The organism is Saccharopolyspora gregorii (genome assembly GCF_024734405.1).
Lineage (GTDB): Bacteria > Actinomycetota > Actinomycetes > Mycobacteriales > Pseudonocardiaceae > Saccharopolyspora_C > Saccharopolyspora_C gregorii.
The window spans coordinates 95056-114976 of record NZ_CP059556.1; the positions used below are offsets into that span (position 1 = coordinate 95056).

Sequence of the window (19921 nt, forward strand, 5' to 3'; positions counted from 1 at the left end):
GCGACAGGTGATCCCCCGCAGGCGCAGCGTGTTCCGGAGGAAGCCGCCACCGACGCGGGCCGCGAGCTCGTCTAATTGCCCCGGCTCAGCGATGGCTCCGACCGCCCCGGTCGCGGATCAGTTCGGTGACCAGGTCTTCGGTGGGGATGCTGGGGTTCAGCGCTTCTTCGACGAGGTCCATCACCTGGCGAGTGCTGGTGGCGACGTGCACCCCTGGACGGAGGGAGATCTCCTGCGCCCACGCGTTGGCTTGGACGACTCCGTCGATGAGGATCACCGATCGGCCGTGCTCCACGGCTTGGCGGGCCTGGATGCGGGCTCCGCTGTGCTCGCCGGCCTCGACGATGATCGTCGCTCGGCCGTACCCGGACATGACGGCGTTGCGCATGGGGAAGTTCTGACGCTGGGGTGGCGCGTCCGGCCAGAACTGCGAGAGGACCAGGCCGTCGCGTGCGATGCGTTCCTGGAGCGCGCGGTTCTCGGCCGGGTACGACACCGTGATCCCGGTTCCGATGCAGGCGACCGTGCGCCCGCCCGCGTCGAGCGCGGCTTCGTGCGCGGCCGTGTCGATTCCGGCGGCTAGTCCGGAGACCACGGTGATGTCCCGCCGCGCGAGATCACCGGCTAGCGTGCTCGCCACCCGCAGCCCTCGGTCGGAAGCCTTGCGGGAGCCGACCACGGACACCGCTGGATCGACCACCCGCAGCGATCCCCGGCTGAACAGGACCGGCGGCATTTCGTGGACTTCTCTGAGCTGCACCGGGTATTCCGGGTCCAGGAAGGTGGAGAACCGGAAGTCGCTGGTGCGCCACGATTCCACGTCCGCGATCGCAGCCGTGATCGCCACCGGCTCGGTGCCGAAGAGGTCCTCCGGAACCAGGCGGCTCCACACCGCGCGGGCGCTCTCCGAAGCGCTGACCTCGGCGGCGATCTCGGCCCAGCTCATCCGGCCGGGGCGCTCGCGGAGCAGTGCGACGAGCGCAGCTCGTTCGGCGTCGTCCCACGTCAGGGTCGGATCGTCGACCATCGCGCTCACCTCGTCACCCCCTGGTCGGGTCTGAGTCCATCCTGGCACGGACTCGATCCACCTACGGTCGCACGAAGCCCCGACACTCCCGGTCGGGGCGGCGGCTGGGCGAACGCGTGCCGCTCACAGCTCGCCGCGGGTGATGGGGCAGGACATGCAGCGGGGGCCGCCGCGGCCGGAGCCGAGTTCGGAGCCGCTGATCGGGATGACCTCGACGCCGGCGTCCTCCAGCCGCGAGTTGGTCTCCGCGTTGCGCTCGTAGGCGATGACGACGCCGGGGGCGAGGGCGAGGGTGTTGTTGCCGTCCTCCCACTGCTCGCGCTCCGCCGTCACCGGGTCCAGGCCGGTGTCGATGACGCGCAGCCGGTCGATGCCCATCGCGTGCGCCGCCGACTCCAGGAACGGTTCCGGGCCGGACACGGACACGCCATCCTCGTGCGGGCGCAGCGAGTACGCGGTCAGCGAGTCCTGGATCGCCGGGTACATCACCACCGCGTCGGCGGCGACCATCGTGCACACCGTGTCCAGGTGCATCGACGCGCGCTGCTGGGTGATCGGCACGGCGAGCACGGTGTGCGCCAGGTCGTCGGCGAACATCGAGCGGGCGAACGACTCCGCGCCTGCCGGAGTGGTGCGCTCGCCGACGCCGATCGCGACCACGCCCGGCGCCAGCAGCAGCACGTCCCCGCCCTCCACCGGTGCGGAGTGCGCGCCGTACGCGCGGCCGGAGCGGGAGAACCGCGGGTGGTAGGCGTAGATCAGGTCGGTGATCGCCGATTCGCGGCGCCGCGCGGGCATCGCCAGCGCCGCCACCGCGACCCGATCTCCCACCCACACCGAGGAATCCCGGGTGAACAGCAGGTTCGGCAGCGGGGCCAGCGCGAAGTCGTGCGGCAGGTGCATCCGGCGCACCAGCGAATCGCCTTCCGCGGCGGGGAGTTCCTCGAAGGTCATGCCGGCGATCAGCGCGCCCGCCAGCGCCTTCTCGTCCACTGTGGACAGGTGGGAGCGGAGCACGTCGGCGACGTCGGTGCCGAGCTCCCGCTCGTCCACCGCGCTGTGCACGGCGGCCGCCCGCGCCCGCGGGTCGGCCAGCGTCTCCACCAGCAGCTCGTGCAGCAGCACCACCTCGATGCCGCGGGAGCGCAGCACCTCGGCGAACGCGTCGTGCTCGGCCTGCGCGCGGTCCACCCACGGGATCGCGTCGAACAGCAGCTGGTCGCTGTTGCGCGGGGTGAGCCGCTTGAGCTCGTCGCCCGGGCGGTGCAGCAGGACGGTGTGCAGCGGGCCGACCTCGCTGCGCACGTGCGGTTCGCTCGCGCGTGGGTTCACGTCGCCGAGCCTAGCCGTCACGATCGAAAACAGGGCTTCCCGCGCGCGAAAAACATCGAACGTTGCGCCGAACGACCACCGGAAGGACGATCCGTTGTCCGCCGTCGACGACTCGGATCGACCCGCCGACCGCCGGGCGGACGGCCCGTTCGCCCGACCGGGCCGGACGGGTGGGCCGTTCGCCGGGCGGGGGCGTCAGGGGAGCCAGCCGACCTTCCCGCGCAGCGCCGCGTAACCGACGAACGCCACCACGTCGATCAGCGCGTGCCCGGCCACCAGCGGCCACAACCGGTTCGCGCGCTGCCACACCCGGCCGAACACCAGGCCCATCACCACGTTCCCGATGAACCCGCCGAAGCCCTGGTACAGGTGGTAGCTGCCGCGCAGCACCGCCGACGCCCACAGCGAGCGGTTCTCCGACCAGCCCAGCTGCCGCAACCGGGTCAGCAGGTACGCCACCACCAGCGCCTCTTCGGCGAACGAGTTCCCGAACGCCGACAGCACCAGCACCGGCGCCCGCCACCACGCTTCGTCCAAAGTGGACGGTTGCACGGTGAGGCTCAGCCCGAGCGCGTGCGCCGTCAGGTACAACCCCAGCCCCGGCACGCCGATCAGCGCCGCCAGCCCCGCGCCGCCCAGCGCGTCTCGCCACGGCCGCGTGCGGTCCAGGCCGATCCGCGCCAGCGCGACCCCGCCGCGCCACAGCAGGAAGATCCCCAGTGCGCCCCAGGCGAACAACCGCAGCACGTTCGCCAGCTGCTGCGCCAGGTTCAGCAGCCCGGCCTCCGCCTGCGGCGCGTTGATCGCCACCGCCTGGTCCGCCAGCGACTGCGGCTGGGACAGCGCGTCCAGCAGCGACAGCAGGCTCTGCAGGCCGGACATGCCCAGCGTCACCGCGAACACCACGACCAGCTCCACGCCGATCGCGCGGCGCTGCGCCGGATCGGCGAGCCGGGCCGGTTCCTCGGGGCGGGCCGGGACCAGCCACTCGCGCAAGGTGCTCACCCGCCGAACCGTACCCGCGCGGCGCGGCGGAACCCGCGCCGCCGCAACGGGATCAGGCCGAGCGCTGGCCCGCCAGGAACGGGCAGCCGACCAGGCGGCGCAGCTCCAGGCCCAGCGACTCCGCGGTCTCCACCGGCTCGGAGAACGCCAGCCGCACGTCGTGATCGCCGTCGGCCGACTCCACCCGCAGCCGCAGCCCGAACCGGTCCAGGCCCAGCGGGCGGATGTGCCCGCCGCGCAGGTCGTCCGGCAGGTGCCGCGCGAGCATGCCCACCACGTCCCGGTGGGCGCTCTCCAGGTGCCGCAGCCAGCCGTCCTCCAGCATGCAGAACGGATCCGGGCGGGCGGCGGTGAACTCGGCGGCGGGCACCGAGCAGGTGCCCTCCGCGTCCGCCAGCACCAGCGACGCCGGTTCCAGCTTGAGCACCGAGGCGCCGTGGCCCGCGTCCAGCAACCGGCTGTCCGGGCGCTGCTCGGCGACCGCCAGCACGTCCTCCCGGGCGTCGGTCCCGGTCAGGACGCGGATCTGGCCGGTCAGCCACAGCAGTCCGCGCACCGATTCGCGCAGCTGCACCGGGGTCGGGTCGGCCACCTCCAGCACCGCCGCGATCTCGGTCCGCGGCGCCTGCCACGCCGTCGCGACCAGCGGGTGGTCGTCGCCGAGCAGCACTGTGGCGGTGCCATCCGGATGCACGTGGTGCAGCAGCGGTGCGATCCGGGCCGAACTCTCCCCGGAAGGCATCAACGCGGCCCTGCCACCTCGTCTAGCGATCGTTCGGGCCCGCTCCGCCGGGTTCGGCTTGGCCGGGCGACGTGTCGTCCTCTCGCGCACCGCTCACCTCCAACTTAGGTAAGCCTAACCCAGCAGGTCCGCAGGGGAAAGCCGCTGTCCGTCTTACCAGCTGATCGGCCCACCGCGGGGCCGTGCGCGGGAAGTTCCCACCGCCGCGCGGGGGTTCTCCCGCGGTCCGGGACGGTGCTCGGCGCGGAACCGGAGGAGGGATCGGCGCGGTTCCGGACCGGCTGGTGGCGAGATCGATCCGCGCAGCGGAACGGCCGCGGTGCCACCCCGCGCAGCCGCCGCGAGATCACCCGAGTGGATCAACGGGGCCCGGCGGAGCCCGCCACCAGCAGTGATGATCCGCCGAACGGCAGCAGGGGAAGACCGCCGCACGCCCGTTCCTCGGCCACCTTTGTTCACCGAACGGCGCGGCATTAGCGTGTCTGCCGTGTCAAGCGCTGTTGAGCTTCGCGCGCCGGGTCCGCGCGGCATCCCGCCACTGTTCGCCCGACTGGTCGACGACGCAGCGCTGTTCCCACCGGGCAGCGCGCAAGTCGACCACGCGGTCAACGCCCACCTCGCCGCCCGGACCGGTGAGTACTCGGGCGTGATGGGCCCGATGCTGTGCCAGGCCTCCCGGCTGGCCGAGCTCATCACCGAGCTCGCCAAGGCCAAGCCGGCCGAACCGGTCCCGCTGTCGCTGGTCTGCGACACCGGGCTCGGCGGAGTGCCCAAGGCGCTGTCCATCATCGAAGGGCGCCAGGAACTCCTGGCGCTGCGCATGGTCGAGATGCCCGCGCCCTCCGACGTCGACGACGTCTGGCTGGAACGCGTCTCCGAGTTCGTGCCCGAGGACGTCATCCGCGTCGTCGAACCCCGGCGCAGCCCCGAAGGCTGGCTGGACGGCATCAAGCGCGTCGCCGAGCACGGCTGCTGGCCGAAGCTGCGCACCGGCGGGCCCACCTCCGAATCGGTGCCGCCCGTCGACGTCGTCGCCGACTTCCTCGCCACCGTCAGCACGCTCAGCGTCCCGTTCAAGACCACCGCGGGCATGCAGACCGCCGTCCGCGGCGCCGACCCGGCGACCGGGTTCATGCAGCACGGCTTCCTCAACCTGCTCGTCGCCACCGCCCGCTGCCTGTCCGGCAAGGACGTGCGCGACGCGCTGGAGAGCGCCGACGGCGACGCCCTCGCCGCCGAAGCGGGCTCGTTGTCCGACGCGGCCGCGACCGCCGTGCGCGACGTGTTCGCCTCCTACGGCTCCTGCTCGCTGACCGACCCGGTGACCGACCTGGAAGGGCTGGGGCTGTTGTGACCTGGATCGAGGACCCCGAGTTCGCCGCCGACAAGCCGTTCGGACCGCAGACGCTCCCGTACGGGGTGCTGGTCACCGCGAGCGGACCGGTGGTGGCCGTGCGGGTCGGCAAGCACGCCTTGCCGCTGCGCGGTGTCGCGGACTCGCTGGGGCCTCGGTTGTCCGAGCTGGTCGGCGCCCGCTCGCTCGACCCGCTGCTGGCCGCCGGGCGGGCGCGCTGGCGGGAACTGCGGGAGCGGCTCACCGAACTGGTCACCGCCGACCGCGCGCCCGCCGGCGCCGAACTGGTGCGCACCGACTGGCACACGATGGTGCTGCCGTTCACCGTCGCCGACTACGTGGACTTCTACTCCTCGCCGCACCACGCGCGGAACGTCAGCCGCATCCTGCGCCGCGGCGCGAGCGAACTGCCGGAGAACTGGACGCACCTGCCCGTCGGCTACCACGGCCGCGCCGGGACCGTCCGCGTCTCCGGGACCGACGTGCCGCGGCCCAGCGGGCAGCGGCGTACCACCGGCGACCGCAACCCCGCGTTCGGCCCCACCCGCAGGCTCGACTTCGAAGCCGAGGTCGGCTTCGTGTGCGGCGGGGAGACCGCGTCGCGGGTGCCGACGGAGGACTTCGCCGAGCACTGCTTCGGCGTGGCGCTGGTCAACGACTGGTCCGCGCGGGACCTGCAGCTGTGGGAATCGCAGCCGCTGGGCCCGTTCCTGGCGAAGTCGTTCGCGACGTCCATCGCCGGGTGGATCACGCCGCTGGAGGCCTTCGAGCACGCGCGCATCGCGCTCCCGGAACGGGAGCACGCCCTGCACGACTACCTCGCCGAGACCGAGCCGTGGGGGCTGGACCTGTCGCTCGAGGTGCGGTGCAACGACATCGTGCTGTCCCGGCCGAGGTTCGCCGACATGGCCTGGTCCCCGGCGCAGCAGCTCGCGCACCTGACCGTGAACGGGGCGACCGTGCGGCCCGGCGACCTGTTCGCCTCCGGCACCGTGTCCGGGCCGGCCAAGGAGGAACGCGGCTGCCTGCTGGAGCTCACCTGGGGCGGCGCCGAACCGATCACGCTGGACGACGGGGAGCAGCGCACCTTCCTCCAGGACGGTGATCGGGTCACACTCGGTGGGACCGCGCCCGGACCGGACGGTTCGGTGATCGGCCTCAGCGAGGTGACGGGCACGGTGCTGTCCGCGACCTGGAGGTGACCGGTGGCCCGAACCCCCGACCCGGCGCGACCTCCCGATCCGGCCCCGCCGCGGGCGGCGCACCGGCCCGGTCCCGCTGACCCGGGACGCCGCGGCCCGGCGGGCGGCCACGGGCACCCGGTGGGCGGCGCGGCCAAGGACGCCCCCGCCAAGGAGACCTCGCTGACCCTGGAGCGCGGGCTCAACCTGCTGCAGGCCGTCGCCGAAGCCGACGGCGCCGCTCCCACCATCAGCGACCTCGCCGCCACCGTCGGCGTCAGCCGCGCCGCCGTGTACCGGTTGCTCGGCCCGCTGCAGGACCGGGGACTGGTGCGCCGGGAGGGCACCCGGGTGCGGCTGGGGCTCGGCGTGCTGCGCGTCGCCGGACGCGTGCTGCCGCAGCTGCGGTTCGCGGCGACGCCCGCGCTGCACGAGCTCGCCGAGCAGGTCGGCGCCACCGCGCACCTCACCGTCGCCGACGGCGGTGAGGCGCAGGCCGTCGCGGTCGCCGAACCGTCCTGGACCAGCCACCACGTGGCCTACCGGATCGGCTCCCGGCACCCCGTGCAGCGCGGTGCCGCGGGCCGGGCCGTGGACCTGCCCGCGGACGGGCCGCCGTGGGTGAGCAGCAGCGGCGAGCTGCACTGCGGCGGCTACGGCGTCGCCGCACCGGTGCTGGGCGTGCCCTCGCTGCGCGCCAGCGTCGGCGTCCTCGCGCTGGAACCCCTCGCCGTCGAGGAGGTCGGGCCGCTGGTCGCCGGTTCGGCCCGAGCGGTGGCCGAAGCCCTCCGCTGATCCCCGGGGACCGCGCCGAGCGCCGCCGCGGCCCCGATCCGGGCGAGAGGGGTTCCGATCATGGGATCCGTCCGGTAGAAAAGATCACACCCCGCCGCGGCGACCCGGGACGAAAGTCCTGGTCGGACCCGGGACCTCCGTCCTGGCCCGAGGGGGACGGCGGCCCCTGAACCCGGGGTGCCCGGCCCCGGCAGACTGGCCGCGTGGAACTCCTCGACATCGCCCGGTGGCAGTTCGGGATCACGACCGTCTACCACTTCCTGATGGTTCCGCTGACCATCGGGCTCTCCCTGCTGGTCGCGGGAATGCAGACGGCGTGGTGGCGCACCGGCAACGAGCGCTACCTGAAGATGACCCGCTTCTGGGGCAAGTTGATGATGATCAACTTCGCGATGGGCGTGGTCACCGGGATCGTCCAGGAGTTCCAGTTCGGCATGGCGTGGAGCGAGTACTCCCGCTTCGTCGGCGACGTGTTCGGCGCCCCGCTGGCGATGGAGGGCATCGTCGCGTTCTTCGTCGAGTCGACCTTCCTCGGCCTGTGGATCTTCGGCTGGGACCGGTTGTCGAAGGGCGTGCACCTCGCCTGCGCCTGGGCGTTCTCGCTGGCCACGGTCGCCTCCGCCTACTTCATCCTCGCCGCGAACTCGTGGATGCAGCACCCGGTCGGCATCGAGGTCGTCGACGGGCGGCCGCGGCTGACCTCGATCTGGGCGGTGATGACCAACAACACCGTGCTCGCCGCGTTCCCGCACACCGTCTTCGGCTGCTTCGCCGTGGCCGGGTCGTTCCTCATCGGCATCGGCGCCTACAAGATCGTGCGGCACCACCGGAACTCGCCGCGCGACGACGAGGACCGGAAGCTCTGGCACACCTCGATGCGGCTCGGGGCCTGGGTCGGCGTGGTCGCCTTCGCCGGGCTCGCGATCTCCGGCGACGTGCAGGGCAAGCTGATGTTCGAGCAGCAGCCGATGAAGATGGCCTCCGCCGAGGCGCTCTGCCACACCGAGGCGCCCGCCAGCTTCTCGATCTTCGCCTACGGCGACGTGGGGCGGCAGAACTGCGAGGACGTCAAGAGCTTCACCGTGCCCTACATCCTCTCGTACCTGGCCAACGGCGACTTCACCAGCGAGGTCGAGGGCGTGCAGGCGCTGGTGCCGCAGTACCAGGCCGCCTACGGCACGAACTACCCCGACGACCCGCGGCTCGGCCAGTTCGCCGGGCAGCCCATCGACTACGTGCCGAACCTGCCCGCCACCTACTGGGGCTTCCGGTTCATGATCGGCTTCGGCGGGGTCGCCGCGCTCGGCGCCGTCGCCGTCCTCTGGTTCACCCGCGGCGGCCGCTTCCCGAAGGGCCGCTGGTGGGGGCCGCTGGCGGTGGCGAGCATCGCGACCCCGTTCCTCGGCAACGCGTTCGGCTGGATCTTCACCGAACTCGGCAGGCAACCGTTCGTCGTCGCACCCAACCCGAACCCCTCCGGCGTGGACGGGGTGTGGATGTACACCGCGTCGGCCGTGTCCTCCGGGGTGACGCCGGGGGAGATGCTGACCTCGCTGATCGGCCTCACCACCGTGTACGGCGTGCTGGCCTGCGTCGAGATCTTCCTGATCGTCCGCTTCGTCAAGGGCGGCGTAGCCGCGACGATGCCCCACGAACCCTCCGACGACGACAAATCCGACGACGGCGAGACGCTGTCGTTCGCCTACTGAGCTGAGAAGGCCGCTGAGGTTCCGCTAGCCGGCTCACCGAGCACATCAGCCACCAATGGAGAACGTGATGGACCTGCCCACCTTCTGGTTCGCCCTGATCGCCGCGCTGTGGCTGGGCTACCTGTTCCTGGAGGGCTTCGACTTCGGCGTCGGCATGCTGCTGCCGGTCCTCGGCCGCGAGGAGCGCGAACGCCGGGTGCTGATCAACACGATCGGGCCGGTGTGGGACGGCAACGAGGTGTGGCTGATCGTCGCCGGCGGCGCCACCTTCGCCGCCTTCCCCGGCTGGTACGCCTCCCTGTTCAGCACCGCCTACCTGCCGCTGCTGCTCCTGCTGCTGGTGCTCATCGGGCGCGGCGTCGCCTTCGAGTACCGCGGCAAGGTCGACACCGCGCGGTGGCGGCGCACCTGGGACACCGTGATCGTGCTCGCCTCCTGGATCGCGCCGATGATGATCGGGCTGGTGCTGTCGGCGAGCGTGTTCGGCCTGCCGCTGGACGCCAACGGGGACCGCGTCGGCGGGCCGCTGGTGCTGCTGACGCTGCCGAACGTGGTGGGGGCGCTGGCGGTGTGGGGCTTCTCGTTCCTGCACGGCGCCGTGTTCCTGTCGCTCAAGACCGCGGGCGAGGTGCGGGAGCGGGCGCGGAAGTTCGCGCTGCGGCTCGGGCCGGTGCTGCTGCTGCCGGTGATCGCGCTGCTGCTCATCGCGCAGCTCACCCAGGGCGAGGCGTGGACGTGGGTGCCGCTGGGCATCGCGCTCGCCGCCGCCCTCGCGGCCCTCGCCCGGATGATCTCCTGGCGGGAGGGGCAGGCGTTCGCGCTGCAGGGCATCGCGCTCGCCGGCGTGGTCGTCACCCTGTTCGGGGCGCTGTGGCCGAACGTCATCCCCTCCACGCTCGACCCGGCGTTCTCGCTGTCCATCGCCGAGACCGCCTCCAGCCCCTACACGCTCACCGTCATCACCTGGGTCGCCGCGTTCGGCACCCCGGCCGTGCTGATCTACCAGGGCTGGACGTACTGGGTGTTCCGCAAGCGCATCGGCACCCACCACATCCCGCCGGTGCACGCGCCGTGAGCGGGCCGCTCGGCGCCCTGCCCCGGCTGTCCCGGTCGGCGCGGCGGGCGCTGCTCGTCGCCGGGCTGCTCGCCGCGGGCAACGCCGCCGCGCTGATCGTGCAGGCCTGGGCCCTGGCGAGCGCGCTCGCCGAGGTCGTCACCGCCGGGGTCGGTGCGGCCGCCGTCGCCGACCGGCTCGGCGTGCTCGCCGCGGCGATCGTGGCGCGCGCCGCGCTCGGCTGGGCCACCGAATCCGCCTCCGCCCGCGCCGCCGCCGGGGCGAAGGAGGAACTGCGGGCGCAGCTGCTCGACTCGGCGCTGCGCCGCGGCCCCGAGTGGATCCGCGGCCGCGGGCCGGTGGAGCTGACCTCGCTCGCCACCAAGGGGCTCGACGCGCTCGACGCGTTCTTCACCAAGTACCTGCCCGCGCTGGTCACCGCCGCGGTGGTGCCGCTGCTCGCGGGTGCCTGGATCCTGTGGTCCGACCCGATCTCGGCGGTCGTCGTGCTCGGCACCGTGCCGCTGATCCCGCTGTTCGCGTGGCTCGTCGGCCGCTACACCGAGCAGCGCACCGCGCGCGCCACCGACGACACCCAGCGGCTGTCCGCGCAGCTGCACGAGCTGGTGCGGGCGCTGCCGGTGCTCACCGCGTTCCGCCGGGCCGGCGCGCAGCGCGCCGTGGTCCGGAAGGTCGGGGACCGGCACCGGCGCAGCACCGTCGCCACGCTGCGCGTCGCGTTCCTGTCCGCGCTGGTGCTGGAGCTGTGCTCCTCGCTGTCGGTGGCGCTGGTCGCCGTCGGCATCGGGCTGCGGCTCGTGTCCGGGGAGCTGGACCTGGCGACCGGGCTGCTGGTGCTGGTGCTCGTGCCCGAGTGCTACCTGCCGCTGCGCGCCGCCGGGGCCGCGCACCACGCCAGCGAGGACGGCGTGGAAGCGGTGCGGCGCGCCGACGAGATCATCACCACCGACGCGCCCGCCAGCACCGGGGATCCCGTCGAGCTCGGCGCGGCGCGCGCGCTGCGGGTGCGGGACCTCGCCGTCGCCCGCCGCGGCCGGCACGCCCCCGACGGGCTCTCCTTCACCGCGATGCCCGGGGAGGTGCTGCGGCTCGACGGGTTCGACGGCATCGGGCCCAGCGGCAGCGGCAAGTCCACCACCTTCGGCGTGCTGCTCGGCTTCACCCGGCCCGAGCGCGGCACCCTCACCTACGCGGGCACCGACCTGCGCGACATCGACCCGGGAACCTGGCGCAGGCACCTCGCGTGGGTGCCGCAGCGGCCCGCGTTCACCGGCGGCACCGTCGCCGACGAACTCGAACTCGCCGTCGCCGACCAGCCCGCGGACACCCTCGACGCGCTCGACGACGCCCTCGCCGAAGCCGCCGCAGCGCACCTGCGGGACCGGCCCGTCGACGGGCTCTCCACCGGGGAGCGGCAGCGGGTCGCCGTCGCGCGCGCCCTGCTGCGGCTGCGCGGCACCGCCCGGGTGCTGCTGCTCGACGAACCCACCGCGCACCTCGACCCGGCCACCGCGCACCAGGTGGAGCGGGCGATCGAGCGCGCCGCCGAGCGCGGCGCCACCGTCGTGCTCGCCAGCCACCGCCCCGGCGCCGAACCCGCCGAACCCGTCCTCGCGCCCGCCACCGACGGGCCCGCGGGCACCGTGCCCGGGCTGCCCGCCGCCCGCGGCACCCTCCGCGAGCTGATCACCCCGCGCACCCTCGCCGGGGTCGGGCTGGCCGCGCTGTCGCTGCTGTCCGGGCTGGCGCTCACCGCGACCTCCGCGTGGCTGATCGCCCGCGCCTCGCAGCAGCCGCCGATCCTCACTCTGTCCGTCGCCGTCGTCGGCGTGCGCACCTTCGCGCTGTCCAGGGCCGCCGTGCGCTACGCGGAACGGCTCGTCACGCACGACGCCGCGTTCCGCACCGCCGGGATGCTGCGGGAACGGTTGTGGGACGCGCTGGTGCGGCTCGGGCCGGCCCGCACCGCCGGACTGCGGCGCGGCGACGGCGTCGCGCGGCTCGTCGACGACGTCGACGCGGTGCGCGACCTGGTGCCGCGGGTCGTGCTCCCGCCGCTGACCGCGGTGCTCGTCGCGCTCGCCGCCGTGGTGCTGCAGGCGCTGGTGCTGCCGTCCGCCGGTGCGCTGCTGGCGGTGTCGCTGCTGGTCGCGGGAGCGGGTGGGGTCGCGGCGGCGCTCGCCGCGGAACGCCGCGCCAGCACCGCCGTCGCCGCGGGGCGCAGGCGCGTCACCGACCGGGTGCTGGCGCTGCTCGACGGCGCCGCCGAACTGCTCGCCTTCGGCGCGCACACCGGGCGCCGCGCCGAACTCGCCGCCGCCGACGCCCGGCTCGCCGCCCGCGCCCGCCGCGCCGCGTTCGGCGCCGGGGCCGCCACCGCCGTCGGCATCCTCGCCGTGGGCGTCGCCGTGCTCGGCGGGGCGTGGCTCGGCGCGGACGCCGTCGCCGCCGGGCGCCTCGCGCCGGAGCTAGCGCCGCTGCTGGCGCTGGTACCGCTCGCCGCCGCCGAGGCCGTCGCGCTGCTGCCGCCCGCCGCGCAGCAGTGGCGGAACCTGCGGGCCGCGCAGGACCGGTTGGCGCCGCTGCTCGCCGCCGGGGCCGCCGAACCGCGCGCCGCCGAATCCGATGCCGCGGATCCCCGGACCGCTTCGGGCACGGCCGCCGCTTCCGGCGCTGCTCCCGGGCCGGGTGCGGGTGCCGCTCCCGCCGCCGACTCCGCTCCCGAGCCCGCCGCAACCGATCCCGCCGCCGCTCCCGCCGCCAAGCCCACCGTCGCCGAGCCCGCCGCCACCGAACCCGGGGCCGCGGCCCGCGCCACCGACGGGCGCATCGAACTGCGGGGCGTCGACGTGCGCTGGCCCGGCGCCGCCGAACCCGCGCTGCGCGACGTCGACCTGACCGTCCCGCCGGGAGCGCACGTCGCCGTCCTCGGCCCCTCGGGCAGCGGCAAGTCCACCCTGCTCGCGCTGCTGCTCGGCTTCCTGCCCGCCGAACGCGGGACCGCGCTGCTGCCGGACCGGGCCGCCTGGTGCCCGCAGGAACCGAACCTGGTGTCCACCACCGTCCGGGAGAACCTGCGGATGTCGGCGCCGCACGCCGACGACGAGCGGCTCGGCGCGGCGCTGCGGCTGGCCGGGCTCCCCGGCTGGGCGGACCGGCTCGGCGAGCACGTCGGCTCCGGCGGCACCGCGCTCTCCGGCGGTGAGGCGCAGCGCCTCGCGCTGGCCCGCGCCCTGCTCGCCGACGGCCCGCTGCTGCTCGACGAACCGACCGCGCACCTCGACGTGCCCACCTCCGCGGCCCTCCTGCGGCGGCTGCGCGACCAGGCCGACCGCACCGTGCTGCACGTGACGCACCGGCCCGCCGAAGCCGAGGCGGCCGACCTGGTGCTGCGCGTGCACGACGGCGCGGTCACCGTCCTGCGCGCCCCGGCGGCCGCCCGATGACCGCCGACCCGCGCGCGGCCGATCATCGGCCAGGTCACACCTCCCACCTGCTGCGCAGGTCAGGAGCGGGCCGGAGGACTAGCCTCGTGCACGCCATGGATCCCGCACTCGCCCGGCGCATGCTGGCCGCCTCCACCGAGATCACCAAGGCCGCCCTGTCCGCCGAAGACCCGGACGTGGTGCTGCCGATGGTGGTGCGCCGCGCCGCCGCGCTCGCCGAAGCCGACCTCGGTCTCGTCATGGTCCGAGCCGACGACGGCAGGCTCACCGTCGAAGCCGCCTACCCGGCCGAGCCCGCGTCCTCCGGCGACCCGGTCGGTGCGGTGCTCTCCGCCCGCTCCGCCGCCGCCCGCGTCGCCCGCAGCGGGGTTCCCATCGTCGTCGACGACTTGATCGACGATCCGATGACCGCGCCGTACGTGCCGCCCTCGCTGCGGATCTACGGGCCGTTCGCGGTCGCCCCGTTCGGCACCCGGGAGCGCAGGCTCGGCGCGCTCGCGGTCTACCGGCGCCGCGGCGCCACCACGTTCACCCGGGTCGCGGTCGAGGTGCTCACCGGGTTCGCCGCCCAAGCCGGGCTGGCGCTGGTGCTCGCCGAAGGCTCCACCGCTCGCGAGCGCATCGCGGTCTACCAGGAGCGGGAGCGCATCGCCCGCGACCTGCACGACGTCATCGTGCAGCGGCTCTACGCGGCCGGGATGCAGCTGGAGGTGCTGGACCGCAGGCTCGCCGGGCGCCTCGACCCGGCGGACTCCGAGCGGCTCACCGACACCATGGACCAGCTCGACCAGACCATCGCCGAGGTCCGCGCCACCGTGCGCACCCTGCGCTCCGCCGACCCGGAGACGCCCGCGCACGCCCCTGACCTGGCCGACTCCATCCGCTCCGAGGTGCAGATCGCCGGCGAACTGCTCGGCAGGCCGCCGAAGCTGGAGATGGACGGCGACCTCGGCGGAGTGCCCGTCGCGCTCGCCGACCACCTGCGGGCCGCGCTGCGCGAAGCCCTCTCCAACGTCGTCCGGCACTCCGGGGCGCGCGCCGTGCTGGTGCGGGTGCGCTGCTCGGACCGGGCGATGCGGTTGCAGGTCGTCGACGACGGCTGCGGGATCCCGCGGGACGTCACCAAGCGCGGGCTGCGGCACTTGGAGGAGCGAGCGGCGGCCTCCGGCGGCCGCTGCGTCATCCACTCCTCACCCGACAGCGGAACCACGGTCACCTGGGAAGTCCCGCTCTGACCGCCAGCCCCGAGCCCCCCGCGGCTCGTGTCGTTTTCCTGTCAGCGGCGAAGCCGCTGAGCGGAGACCACGCACGCAGCAGGACCACCCGCGGGTTCTCAGCTGGTTCCTCGCGAGGACAGCGTTTTCGCCTGTGGCGGAGCCACCGGTGAAAACGATCCCGCAGCGAGGAACCAGCTGAGGTTCCGCCACTCCAGCATTTCGCAACCCGAGTGGAAAGACAGAAGCAGTCGTCAGCCCTGGCGGCGGGCTACCCAGGCGGCGGCTTGGGTTCGGCGCTCCATGCCGAGCTTCGCGAGGACCGCGGTGACGTAGTTCTTCACCGTCTTCTCCGCCAGGAACAGCCGTTCCGCGATCTGCCGGTTCGTGAGCCCTTCGCCGATCAGGTCGAGCACCCGGCGCTCCTGCTCGGTGAGCGCGTCGAGCTCGTCGGCGGGCTGCTCGGCGCCGCGCCGCATCCGCTCCAGCACCCGCGCGGTCGTCACCGGGTCCAGCAGCGAGCGGCCCGCCGCGACCTCGCGCACCGCGTTCACCAGATCCCTGCCGCGCACCTGCTTGAGCAGGTACCCGGAGGCGCCGGCGTTGATCGCGCCGACCAGCGCCTGCTCGTCGTCGAAGGCGGTGAGCACCAGGCACTGCGGCGGGGTGGGCAGCGCCCGCAGCCTGCGGCACAGGTCCAGGCCGTCCCCGTCGGGCAGTCGCATGTCGACGACCGCGACGTCGGGTTCGGCGGCCTGCGCCCGGACGACCGCTTCGCCGACCCCGCCGGCCTCGGCGACGACGTCGAGGTCCGGCTCGGTGCTCAGCAGGTCCCGGAGGCCGCGGCGGACCACCTCGTGGTCGTCGACGAGCAGCACGCGTACCGGCACGTCCTCACGCTACGACCGCATCACCCGGACGTGCAGGTAAGGGTCCCCTGGCCGGCCACGGGGCCGGCGGTCAGCGCTGGGCCCTGCGCTTGGCCCTGCGGGCGACCTTCTTCGCGGCCTTCGCGTTGAGCTGGGTCTGCTCGGCCACGCGGGAGGCGCCGTGCTTGGCGCGGTAGGCGACGGACGGCTTGCCCTCGGTGTCCACGGCCGCGATCAGCAGGCCGCCGATGAGGCCGAGGTTCTTGAAGAAGTGGATCTGCTGCCCGGCGCGCTCCTGCGGGTCGTCGATCTCCCAGAAGGCGTGTCCGGCCAGCGTCGTCGGCACCAGGCTGCTCGCCAGCAGCACCGAGGAGAGCCGCGGAGCCTTGCCGAGCGCCAGCAGCACCCCGGCGCCGAGCTTCACGGCGCCGTCCAGCTTCACCAGCGTCACCGCGTCGGTCGGCACCTGCTCCGGCAGGGAGTCCTCGACCTTGCCGACCGTCTTGTCCAGGAAGGGCGCCGCGGCCTTGGAGTGTCCTTCGGCGTCCCGCAGCGCGTTGATGCCGCCGCTGATGAAGATCGCGGCGAGCAGCGGGCGGGCCAGGCGGCGGATCAGCATGGGTACCTCCTAGTTGGACGCGACCCCGACGGTACCGCGCCGAGCGGGCGCCGCCCCGGCGTGGAATCGATCTTGCGACCGGAGCCGCCGGAAAGAGGTTCGCTGCGCCGGGAACAATCCGCAAAGTTGAGCCGTTGGCACTCATGCAACCGCAGTGACCGGGTATCCGGTTCGGGCTGGAACCGAGCCGGTGACGTCCCGGAGTCGACGAAGGAGTGATGAGTGATGGCTCTTGCCGTTCGTGGCTGGGACCAGTTCGCCGGCCTGGACCGGGAGTTCGACGCGTTGGTCCGCGGTGCCTTCCGCGGGCGCGGCGGCGCGGAGCAGCGGTACGCCCCGGCGGCCGACGTGCTGCGCGAGGGCTCCGACCTGGTGTTCCGGCTGGACCTGCCCGGCGTGGACGTCGAGGACGTGTCCGTCGAGGTCGCCGACGGCGCCCTCAAGATCAGCGGCAGCCGCACCGCCCGCACCGAGGTCCCCGCCGAGGACGCGGACGAGTCCGGGCCGAGCCGGGTGCTGGTGCGGGAGCTGCGCAGCGGTGCGTTCAGCCGCGGCTTCCGGCTGCCGAAGGGCGTGACCGGTGAGCAGGTCGAGGCCGACTACGACCGCGGCGTGCTCGAAGTCCGGGTCCGCGGTGCCCTGGAGCAGGCCGCCCCGACGAAGGTCGCGGTCCGCGACCGCGCGGCCGAGGAGGCCGGGGCTCCCGCCGAAGACCGGTGAGGCCCCGCGGCGAGCGCCTCGTCCGGCCGGTTGGCCGGGTGGGGCGCTCGCTCGTGCGCTGGTGGGTCAGCCGTGGTCGGCCCGGGCGAAGGTCTCGTCCCAGGCAGCCGCGACCTGGTGCGCGCACAGCCGCGGGTCCACGCCGCCGACACCGGTGCCCAGCCCGGGCAGCGCGATGGTGCGCACCACGTCGCGCACCCGCATCCCGTTCTCCAGCACCCCGGCGGCCCACAGCCGCAGCACGGCCCGCGCGGCCAGGTAGGGGTGCACGGTGTCGGCGGGCAGCACTTCACCCGGTTGGCGCATCGTGGGGGAGCTGACCAGCCAGGCGGGGCAGGGCGAACCGGTGGGTACCAGCAGCGCCTCGCCGACGGGCAGTTCACCGCCGTGGTAGGCGAGCACGGCGCTGCGCACCGACTCCTCCACGTTCGGGAAGGCCCGCGAGTACAAGGCGTCCACCCCGCCGCGCATCCAGCCGTACGAGTTGGCCGGGCTCACCACCGCGTCCACCCGCAGGTCCAGCACGGATCCCTGGTGGACTTCGAGGTTGTCGCGGTCGGCGGCGACGGTTCGCCACGCTGCCGTCAGCGGCTCGTCCAAGGCGCAGAGGACGAGCCGCAGCTCCGGCTCCGCTCGGTCCGATGAGCGCTCCGAATCCGCGGTCACACTGACAGCATCGCAGGAACGGGCGACTGAATGTAATTGGGTAGGTCACACATCCGGGGAAAGATGATCACCGGTCCGGGTCTGAGTGGGACGTTCCACCCGGCCCGTAGGCTGGTGCCCGTGCCGCACATCGCCTACCTGGGGCCGCCCGGAACCTTCACCGAACAGGCGACCAGGATCCTCACCGAAGGCTTCGACGCCGAGCTGCTGCCCTACGAGTCCGTGCCGCAGGCGCTCGCCGCCCTCCGCACGGGCGACGTCCTCGCCGCGGGCGTACCGGTGGAGAACTCGGTCGAGGGATCGGTGCCCGCCACGCTGGACGCGCTGGCCGGTGGTGATTCGCTGATCGCGGTCAGCGAGGCGACCGTGTCGGTGCAGTTCGACGTGCTGGTGCGCGCGGGTGTCACCGCCGACCAGGTGCGCACCGTCGCCAGCCACCCGCACGCGATCGCGCAGGTCCGCGGCTGGCTCGCGGCGAACCTGCCGGACGCCGACGTGCGGATGGCGTCGTCCACCGCGGCCGCCGTGGAGCAGGTCGCCGCGGGGGAGCTGGACGCGGCGGTCGCCTCCCCGCTGGCGGTGGAGCTGTTCGACGGGCTGCACGTCCTCGCCAGGGGCGTCGCCGACAACGCCGACGCGGTCACCCGGTTCCTGCTGCTGCGCAGGCCCGGACCGCTGCCCGACCCGACCGGCGCGGACCGCACCTCGATCGCCGCGGTGATCGCCCACGAGCCGGGCACGCTCACCGAGATGCTGCTGGAGCTGTCGCTGCGCGGCATCAACCTGAGCCGCATCGAGTCCCGCCCGATCAAGGACCGGATCGGCGAGTACCGCTTCTTCCTGGACCTGGACGGGCACGTCGCGGACGCCCGCGTCGGGGACGCGCTCAGCGGACTGCACCGCAGGTGCAGCGAGGTGCGGTTCCTCGGTTCCTACCCGAAGGCCGACCACTCGCCGGCCAGCGTCCCCACCCCGGTGTCGGAGCAGGCGTTCCAGGCGTCCGCCCGCTGGCTGGCCCGCGTGCGCGAAGGAGGCGCCTCATGACCCCGGTGCTGCGTGCGCCCGCCGACGGGCTCCGGCTGGTGCTGGTGCGCCACGGGCAGACCCCGTCGAACGTGGCGGGCCTGCTGGACACGCTGCCGCCCGGCCCCGGGCTCACCGAGCAGGGCAAGCGGCAGGCAGCGGACCTGGCGGAGCGCCTCGGCACCGAGAAGGTGCTGTCGGTGCACGCCAGCCGCGCGTTGCGCGCCCAGGAGACGGCGCTGCCGACGGCGACCCGGCACGGGCTCGACGTGCGGATCGCCGACGGCACCCACGAGATCTTCGTCGGCGACCTCGAAGGCCGCGGCGACCTCGACGCCCGCGAGCGGTTCGACGAGATCTACGACGGGTGGCACCACGGCGAGGACCGGTCGATGCCCGGCGGGGAGACCGGCACGCAGGCGCTCACCCGGTTCTTCGCCTCCGCCCAGCCGGTGCTGGACGAGGTCACGACCGGCGCGGTGGTGCTGGTCAGCCACGGCGCGATGGTGCGGCTGGTGGCGGCCCGGCTGGCGCCCGAGGTGGAGCCGCGGCGCTCCAGCGCGGCCTACCTGCCGAACACCGGGATCATCGTGCTGGAGGCCGACTCGGCCTCGCCGACGGGTTGGCGCTGCGCCCGGTGGGATGACCTGCCGGACTGACCCGCCTGCCTTTCCGCTTCTGTTGCGTCGTGCTCGGGTGGCGGAACCGCTGAGAACCCGCGGGTGGTCTTGTCGGTCAGGTGGTCGCTGCTCAGCTGCTCCGCCGCCGACAAGAAATCAGGTGGTCGGCGGTCAGCCCCAGCCGAGGGAGTGCAGGGTGTCCTCGTCGACCCCGAAGTGGTGCGCGATCTCGTGGACCACGGTGATCGCCACCTCGTCGACGACCTCGTCCTCCGAGTCGCACATCTCCAGCAGCGGTTCCCGGTAGATCGAGATCCGGTCCGGCAGCACGCCAGCGTAGGTGCTGTCCCGCTCGGTCAGCGCCACCCCGAAGTACAGGCCGAGCAGCGTCGGGTCCTCCTCGTTGTGGTCCTCGACGAGCACCACCACGTTGTTCATCGCGGCCGCGAACTGCTCGGGCACGAGGTCGAGCGCGTCGGCGACGAGTTCGTCGAACCGGGCCCGGGTCATCTCCACCGGCACCG

The 19921-nt window shown here is 73.8% G+C and carries 18 protein-coding genes; 10 read left to right on the top strand and 8 right to left on the bottom strand.

Translation table 11 applies throughout. The features are described from left to right. Positions 1–85: 85 nt before the first annotated feature. From H1226_RS00435 to H1226_RS00450, 4 genes are all read right to left on the bottom strand, one after another. A complete protein-coding gene (locus H1226_RS00435) occupies positions 86–1027 on the bottom strand; it encodes a DNA-processing protein DprA (RefSeq protein ID WP_258344836.1) in 942 nt (313 codons plus the stop codon). Positions 1028–1150: 123 nt separating this feature from the next. Then, a complete protein-coding gene (locus H1226_RS00440; RefSeq protein WP_258349525.1) occupies positions 1151–2332 on the bottom strand; it encodes an arginine deiminase in 1182 nt (393 codons plus the stop codon). A gap of 222 nt (positions 2333–2554) precedes the next feature. Then, positions 2555–3364 (bottom strand): CPBP family intramembrane glutamic endopeptidase, encoded by an 810-nt coding sequence (locus tag H1226_RS00445; RefSeq protein ID WP_373690000.1) that lies wholly within the window; start codon positions 3362–3364, stop codon positions 2555–2557. Positions 3365–3416: 52 nt separating this feature from the next. Further along, positions 3417–4196 carry a DUF2470 domain-containing protein gene (locus tag H1226_RS00450; RefSeq protein ID WP_224958367.1) on the bottom strand — a complete coding sequence of 260 codons (780 nt, stop codon included), beginning with the start codon at positions 4194–4196 and terminating at the stop codon, positions 3417–3419. 397 nt (positions 4197–4593) lie between these two features. Here H1226_RS00450 and H1226_RS00455 point away from each other — a divergent pair, with 397 nt between their 5' ends. From H1226_RS00455 to H1226_RS00485, 7 genes are all read left to right on the top strand, one after another. Next, positions 4594–5460 carry a hypothetical protein gene (locus H1226_RS00455; RefSeq protein ID WP_224958368.1) on the top strand — a complete coding sequence of 289 codons (867 nt, stop codon included), beginning with the start codon at positions 4594–4596 and terminating at the stop codon, positions 5458–5460. Beyond that, positions 5457–6662: a fumarylacetoacetate hydrolase family protein gene (locus tag H1226_RS00460; RefSeq protein ID WP_224958369.1), complete on the top strand. Its 1206-nt coding sequence runs from the start codon at positions 5457–5459 to the stop codon at positions 6660–6662. The genes H1226_RS00455 and H1226_RS00460 overlap by 4 nt, the downstream gene beginning before the upstream one ends. Positions 6663–6782: 120 nt before the next feature. Further along, positions 6783–7436: an IclR family transcriptional regulator gene (locus tag H1226_RS00465; protein ID WP_258349527.1), complete on the top strand. Its 654-nt coding sequence runs from the start codon at positions 6783–6785 to the stop codon at positions 7434–7436. A 203-nt stretch (positions 7437–7639) separates the two neighbouring features. Continuing rightward, positions 7640–9145, top strand: coding sequence for a cytochrome ubiquinol oxidase subunit I (locus tag H1226_RS00470; protein ID WP_224967125.1), 1506 nt, complete (start codon positions 7640–7642; stop codon positions 9143–9145). Between the two features lie 67 nt (positions 9146–9212). Next, a complete protein-coding gene (gene cydB / locus H1226_RS00475) occupies positions 9213–10220 on the top strand; it encodes a cytochrome d ubiquinol oxidase subunit II (protein ID WP_224967124.1) in 1008 nt (335 codons plus the stop codon). Further along, entirely contained in the window at positions 10217–13666 is a 3450-nt protein-coding gene (gene cydD / locus H1226_RS00480) for a thiol reductant ABC exporter subunit CydD (RefSeq protein WP_258344848.1), read from the top strand. The genes cydB and cydD overlap by 4 nt, the downstream gene beginning before the upstream one ends. Positions 13667–13761: 95 nt before the next feature. Then, positions 13762–14901: a GAF domain-containing sensor histidine kinase gene (locus H1226_RS00485; RefSeq protein ID WP_258344849.1), complete on the top strand. Its 1140-nt coding sequence runs from the start codon at positions 13762–13764 to the stop codon at positions 14899–14901. A gap of 233 nt (positions 14902–15134) precedes the next feature. Here the strand turns inward: H1226_RS00485 and H1226_RS00490 are convergent, their stop codons facing one another. Continuing rightward, positions 15135–15770, bottom strand: coding sequence for a response regulator (locus tag H1226_RS00490; protein ID WP_224958377.1), 636 nt, complete (start codon positions 15768–15770; stop codon positions 15135–15137). Between the two features lie 70 nt (positions 15771–15840). Next, on the bottom strand, positions 15841–16368 hold the full coding sequence (locus H1226_RS00495; RefSeq protein WP_224958379.1) for a DoxX family protein: 528 nt from the start codon (positions 16366–16368) through the stop codon (positions 15841–15843). 225 nt (positions 16369–16593) lie between these two features. On the opposite strand from H1226_RS00495, the gene H1226_RS00500 reads away from it, so the two are divergent. Further along, on the top strand, positions 16594–17088 hold the full coding sequence (locus H1226_RS00500; RefSeq protein ID WP_258344858.1) for an Hsp20/alpha crystallin family protein: 495 nt from the start codon (positions 16594–16596) through the stop codon (positions 17086–17088). Between the two features lie 66 nt (positions 17089–17154). Here H1226_RS00500 and H1226_RS00505 read toward each other — a convergent pair whose 3' ends face one another. After that, entirely contained in the window at positions 17155–17754 is a 600-nt protein-coding gene (locus H1226_RS00505; RefSeq protein ID WP_224967122.1) for a macro domain-containing protein, read from the bottom strand. Positions 17755–17874: 120 nt separating this feature from the next. On the opposite strand from H1226_RS00505, the gene pheA reads away from it, so the two are divergent. Beyond that, positions 17875–18798, top strand: a complete 924-nt coding sequence (pheA, locus tag H1226_RS00510) for a prephenate dehydratase (protein ID WP_258344871.1) — start codon at positions 17875–17877, stop codon at positions 18796–18798. Beyond that, positions 18795–19436, top strand: coding sequence for a histidine phosphatase family protein (locus H1226_RS00515; RefSeq protein ID WP_258344872.1), 642 nt, complete (start codon positions 18795–18797; stop codon positions 19434–19436). Before pheA ends, H1226_RS00515 begins: the two co-directional genes overlap by 4 nt. A 132-nt stretch (positions 19437–19568) precedes the next feature. Here H1226_RS00515 and H1226_RS00520 read toward each other — a convergent pair whose 3' ends face one another. Next, complete coding sequence (locus H1226_RS00520; RefSeq protein ID WP_258344873.1) at positions 19569–19919, bottom strand: metallopeptidase family protein; 351 nt, start codon at positions 19917–19919, stop codon at positions 19569–19571. Between the last annotated feature and the right edge of the window lie 2 nt (positions 19920–19921).

Bases quoted from the DNA above. Each gene is read 5' to 3' on its own strand.
- H1226_RS00435 (WP_258344836.1), bottom strand. From the start codon at position 1,027: ATGGTCGACGATCCGACCCTGACGTGGGACGACGCCGAACGAGCTGCG.
- H1226_RS00495 (WP_224958379.1), bottom strand. From the start codon at position 16,368: ATGCTGATCCGCCGCCTGGCCCGCCCGCTGCTCGCCGCGATCTTCATC.
- H1226_RS00500 (WP_258344858.1), top strand. From the start codon at position 16,594: ATGGCTCTTGCCGTTCGTGGCTGGGACCAGTTCGCCGGCCTGGACCGG.
- H1226_RS00515 (WP_258344872.1), top strand. From the start codon at position 18,795: ATGACCCCGGTGCTGCGTGCGCCCGCCGACGGGCTCCGGCTGGTGCTG.
- cydB (WP_224967124.1), top strand. From the start codon at position 9,213: ATGGACCTGCCCACCTTCTGGTTCGCCCTGATCGCCGCGCTGTGGCTG.
- H1226_RS00485 (WP_258344849.1), top strand. From the start codon at position 13,762: ATGGATCCCGCACTCGCCCGGCGCATGCTGGCCGCCTCCACCGAGATC.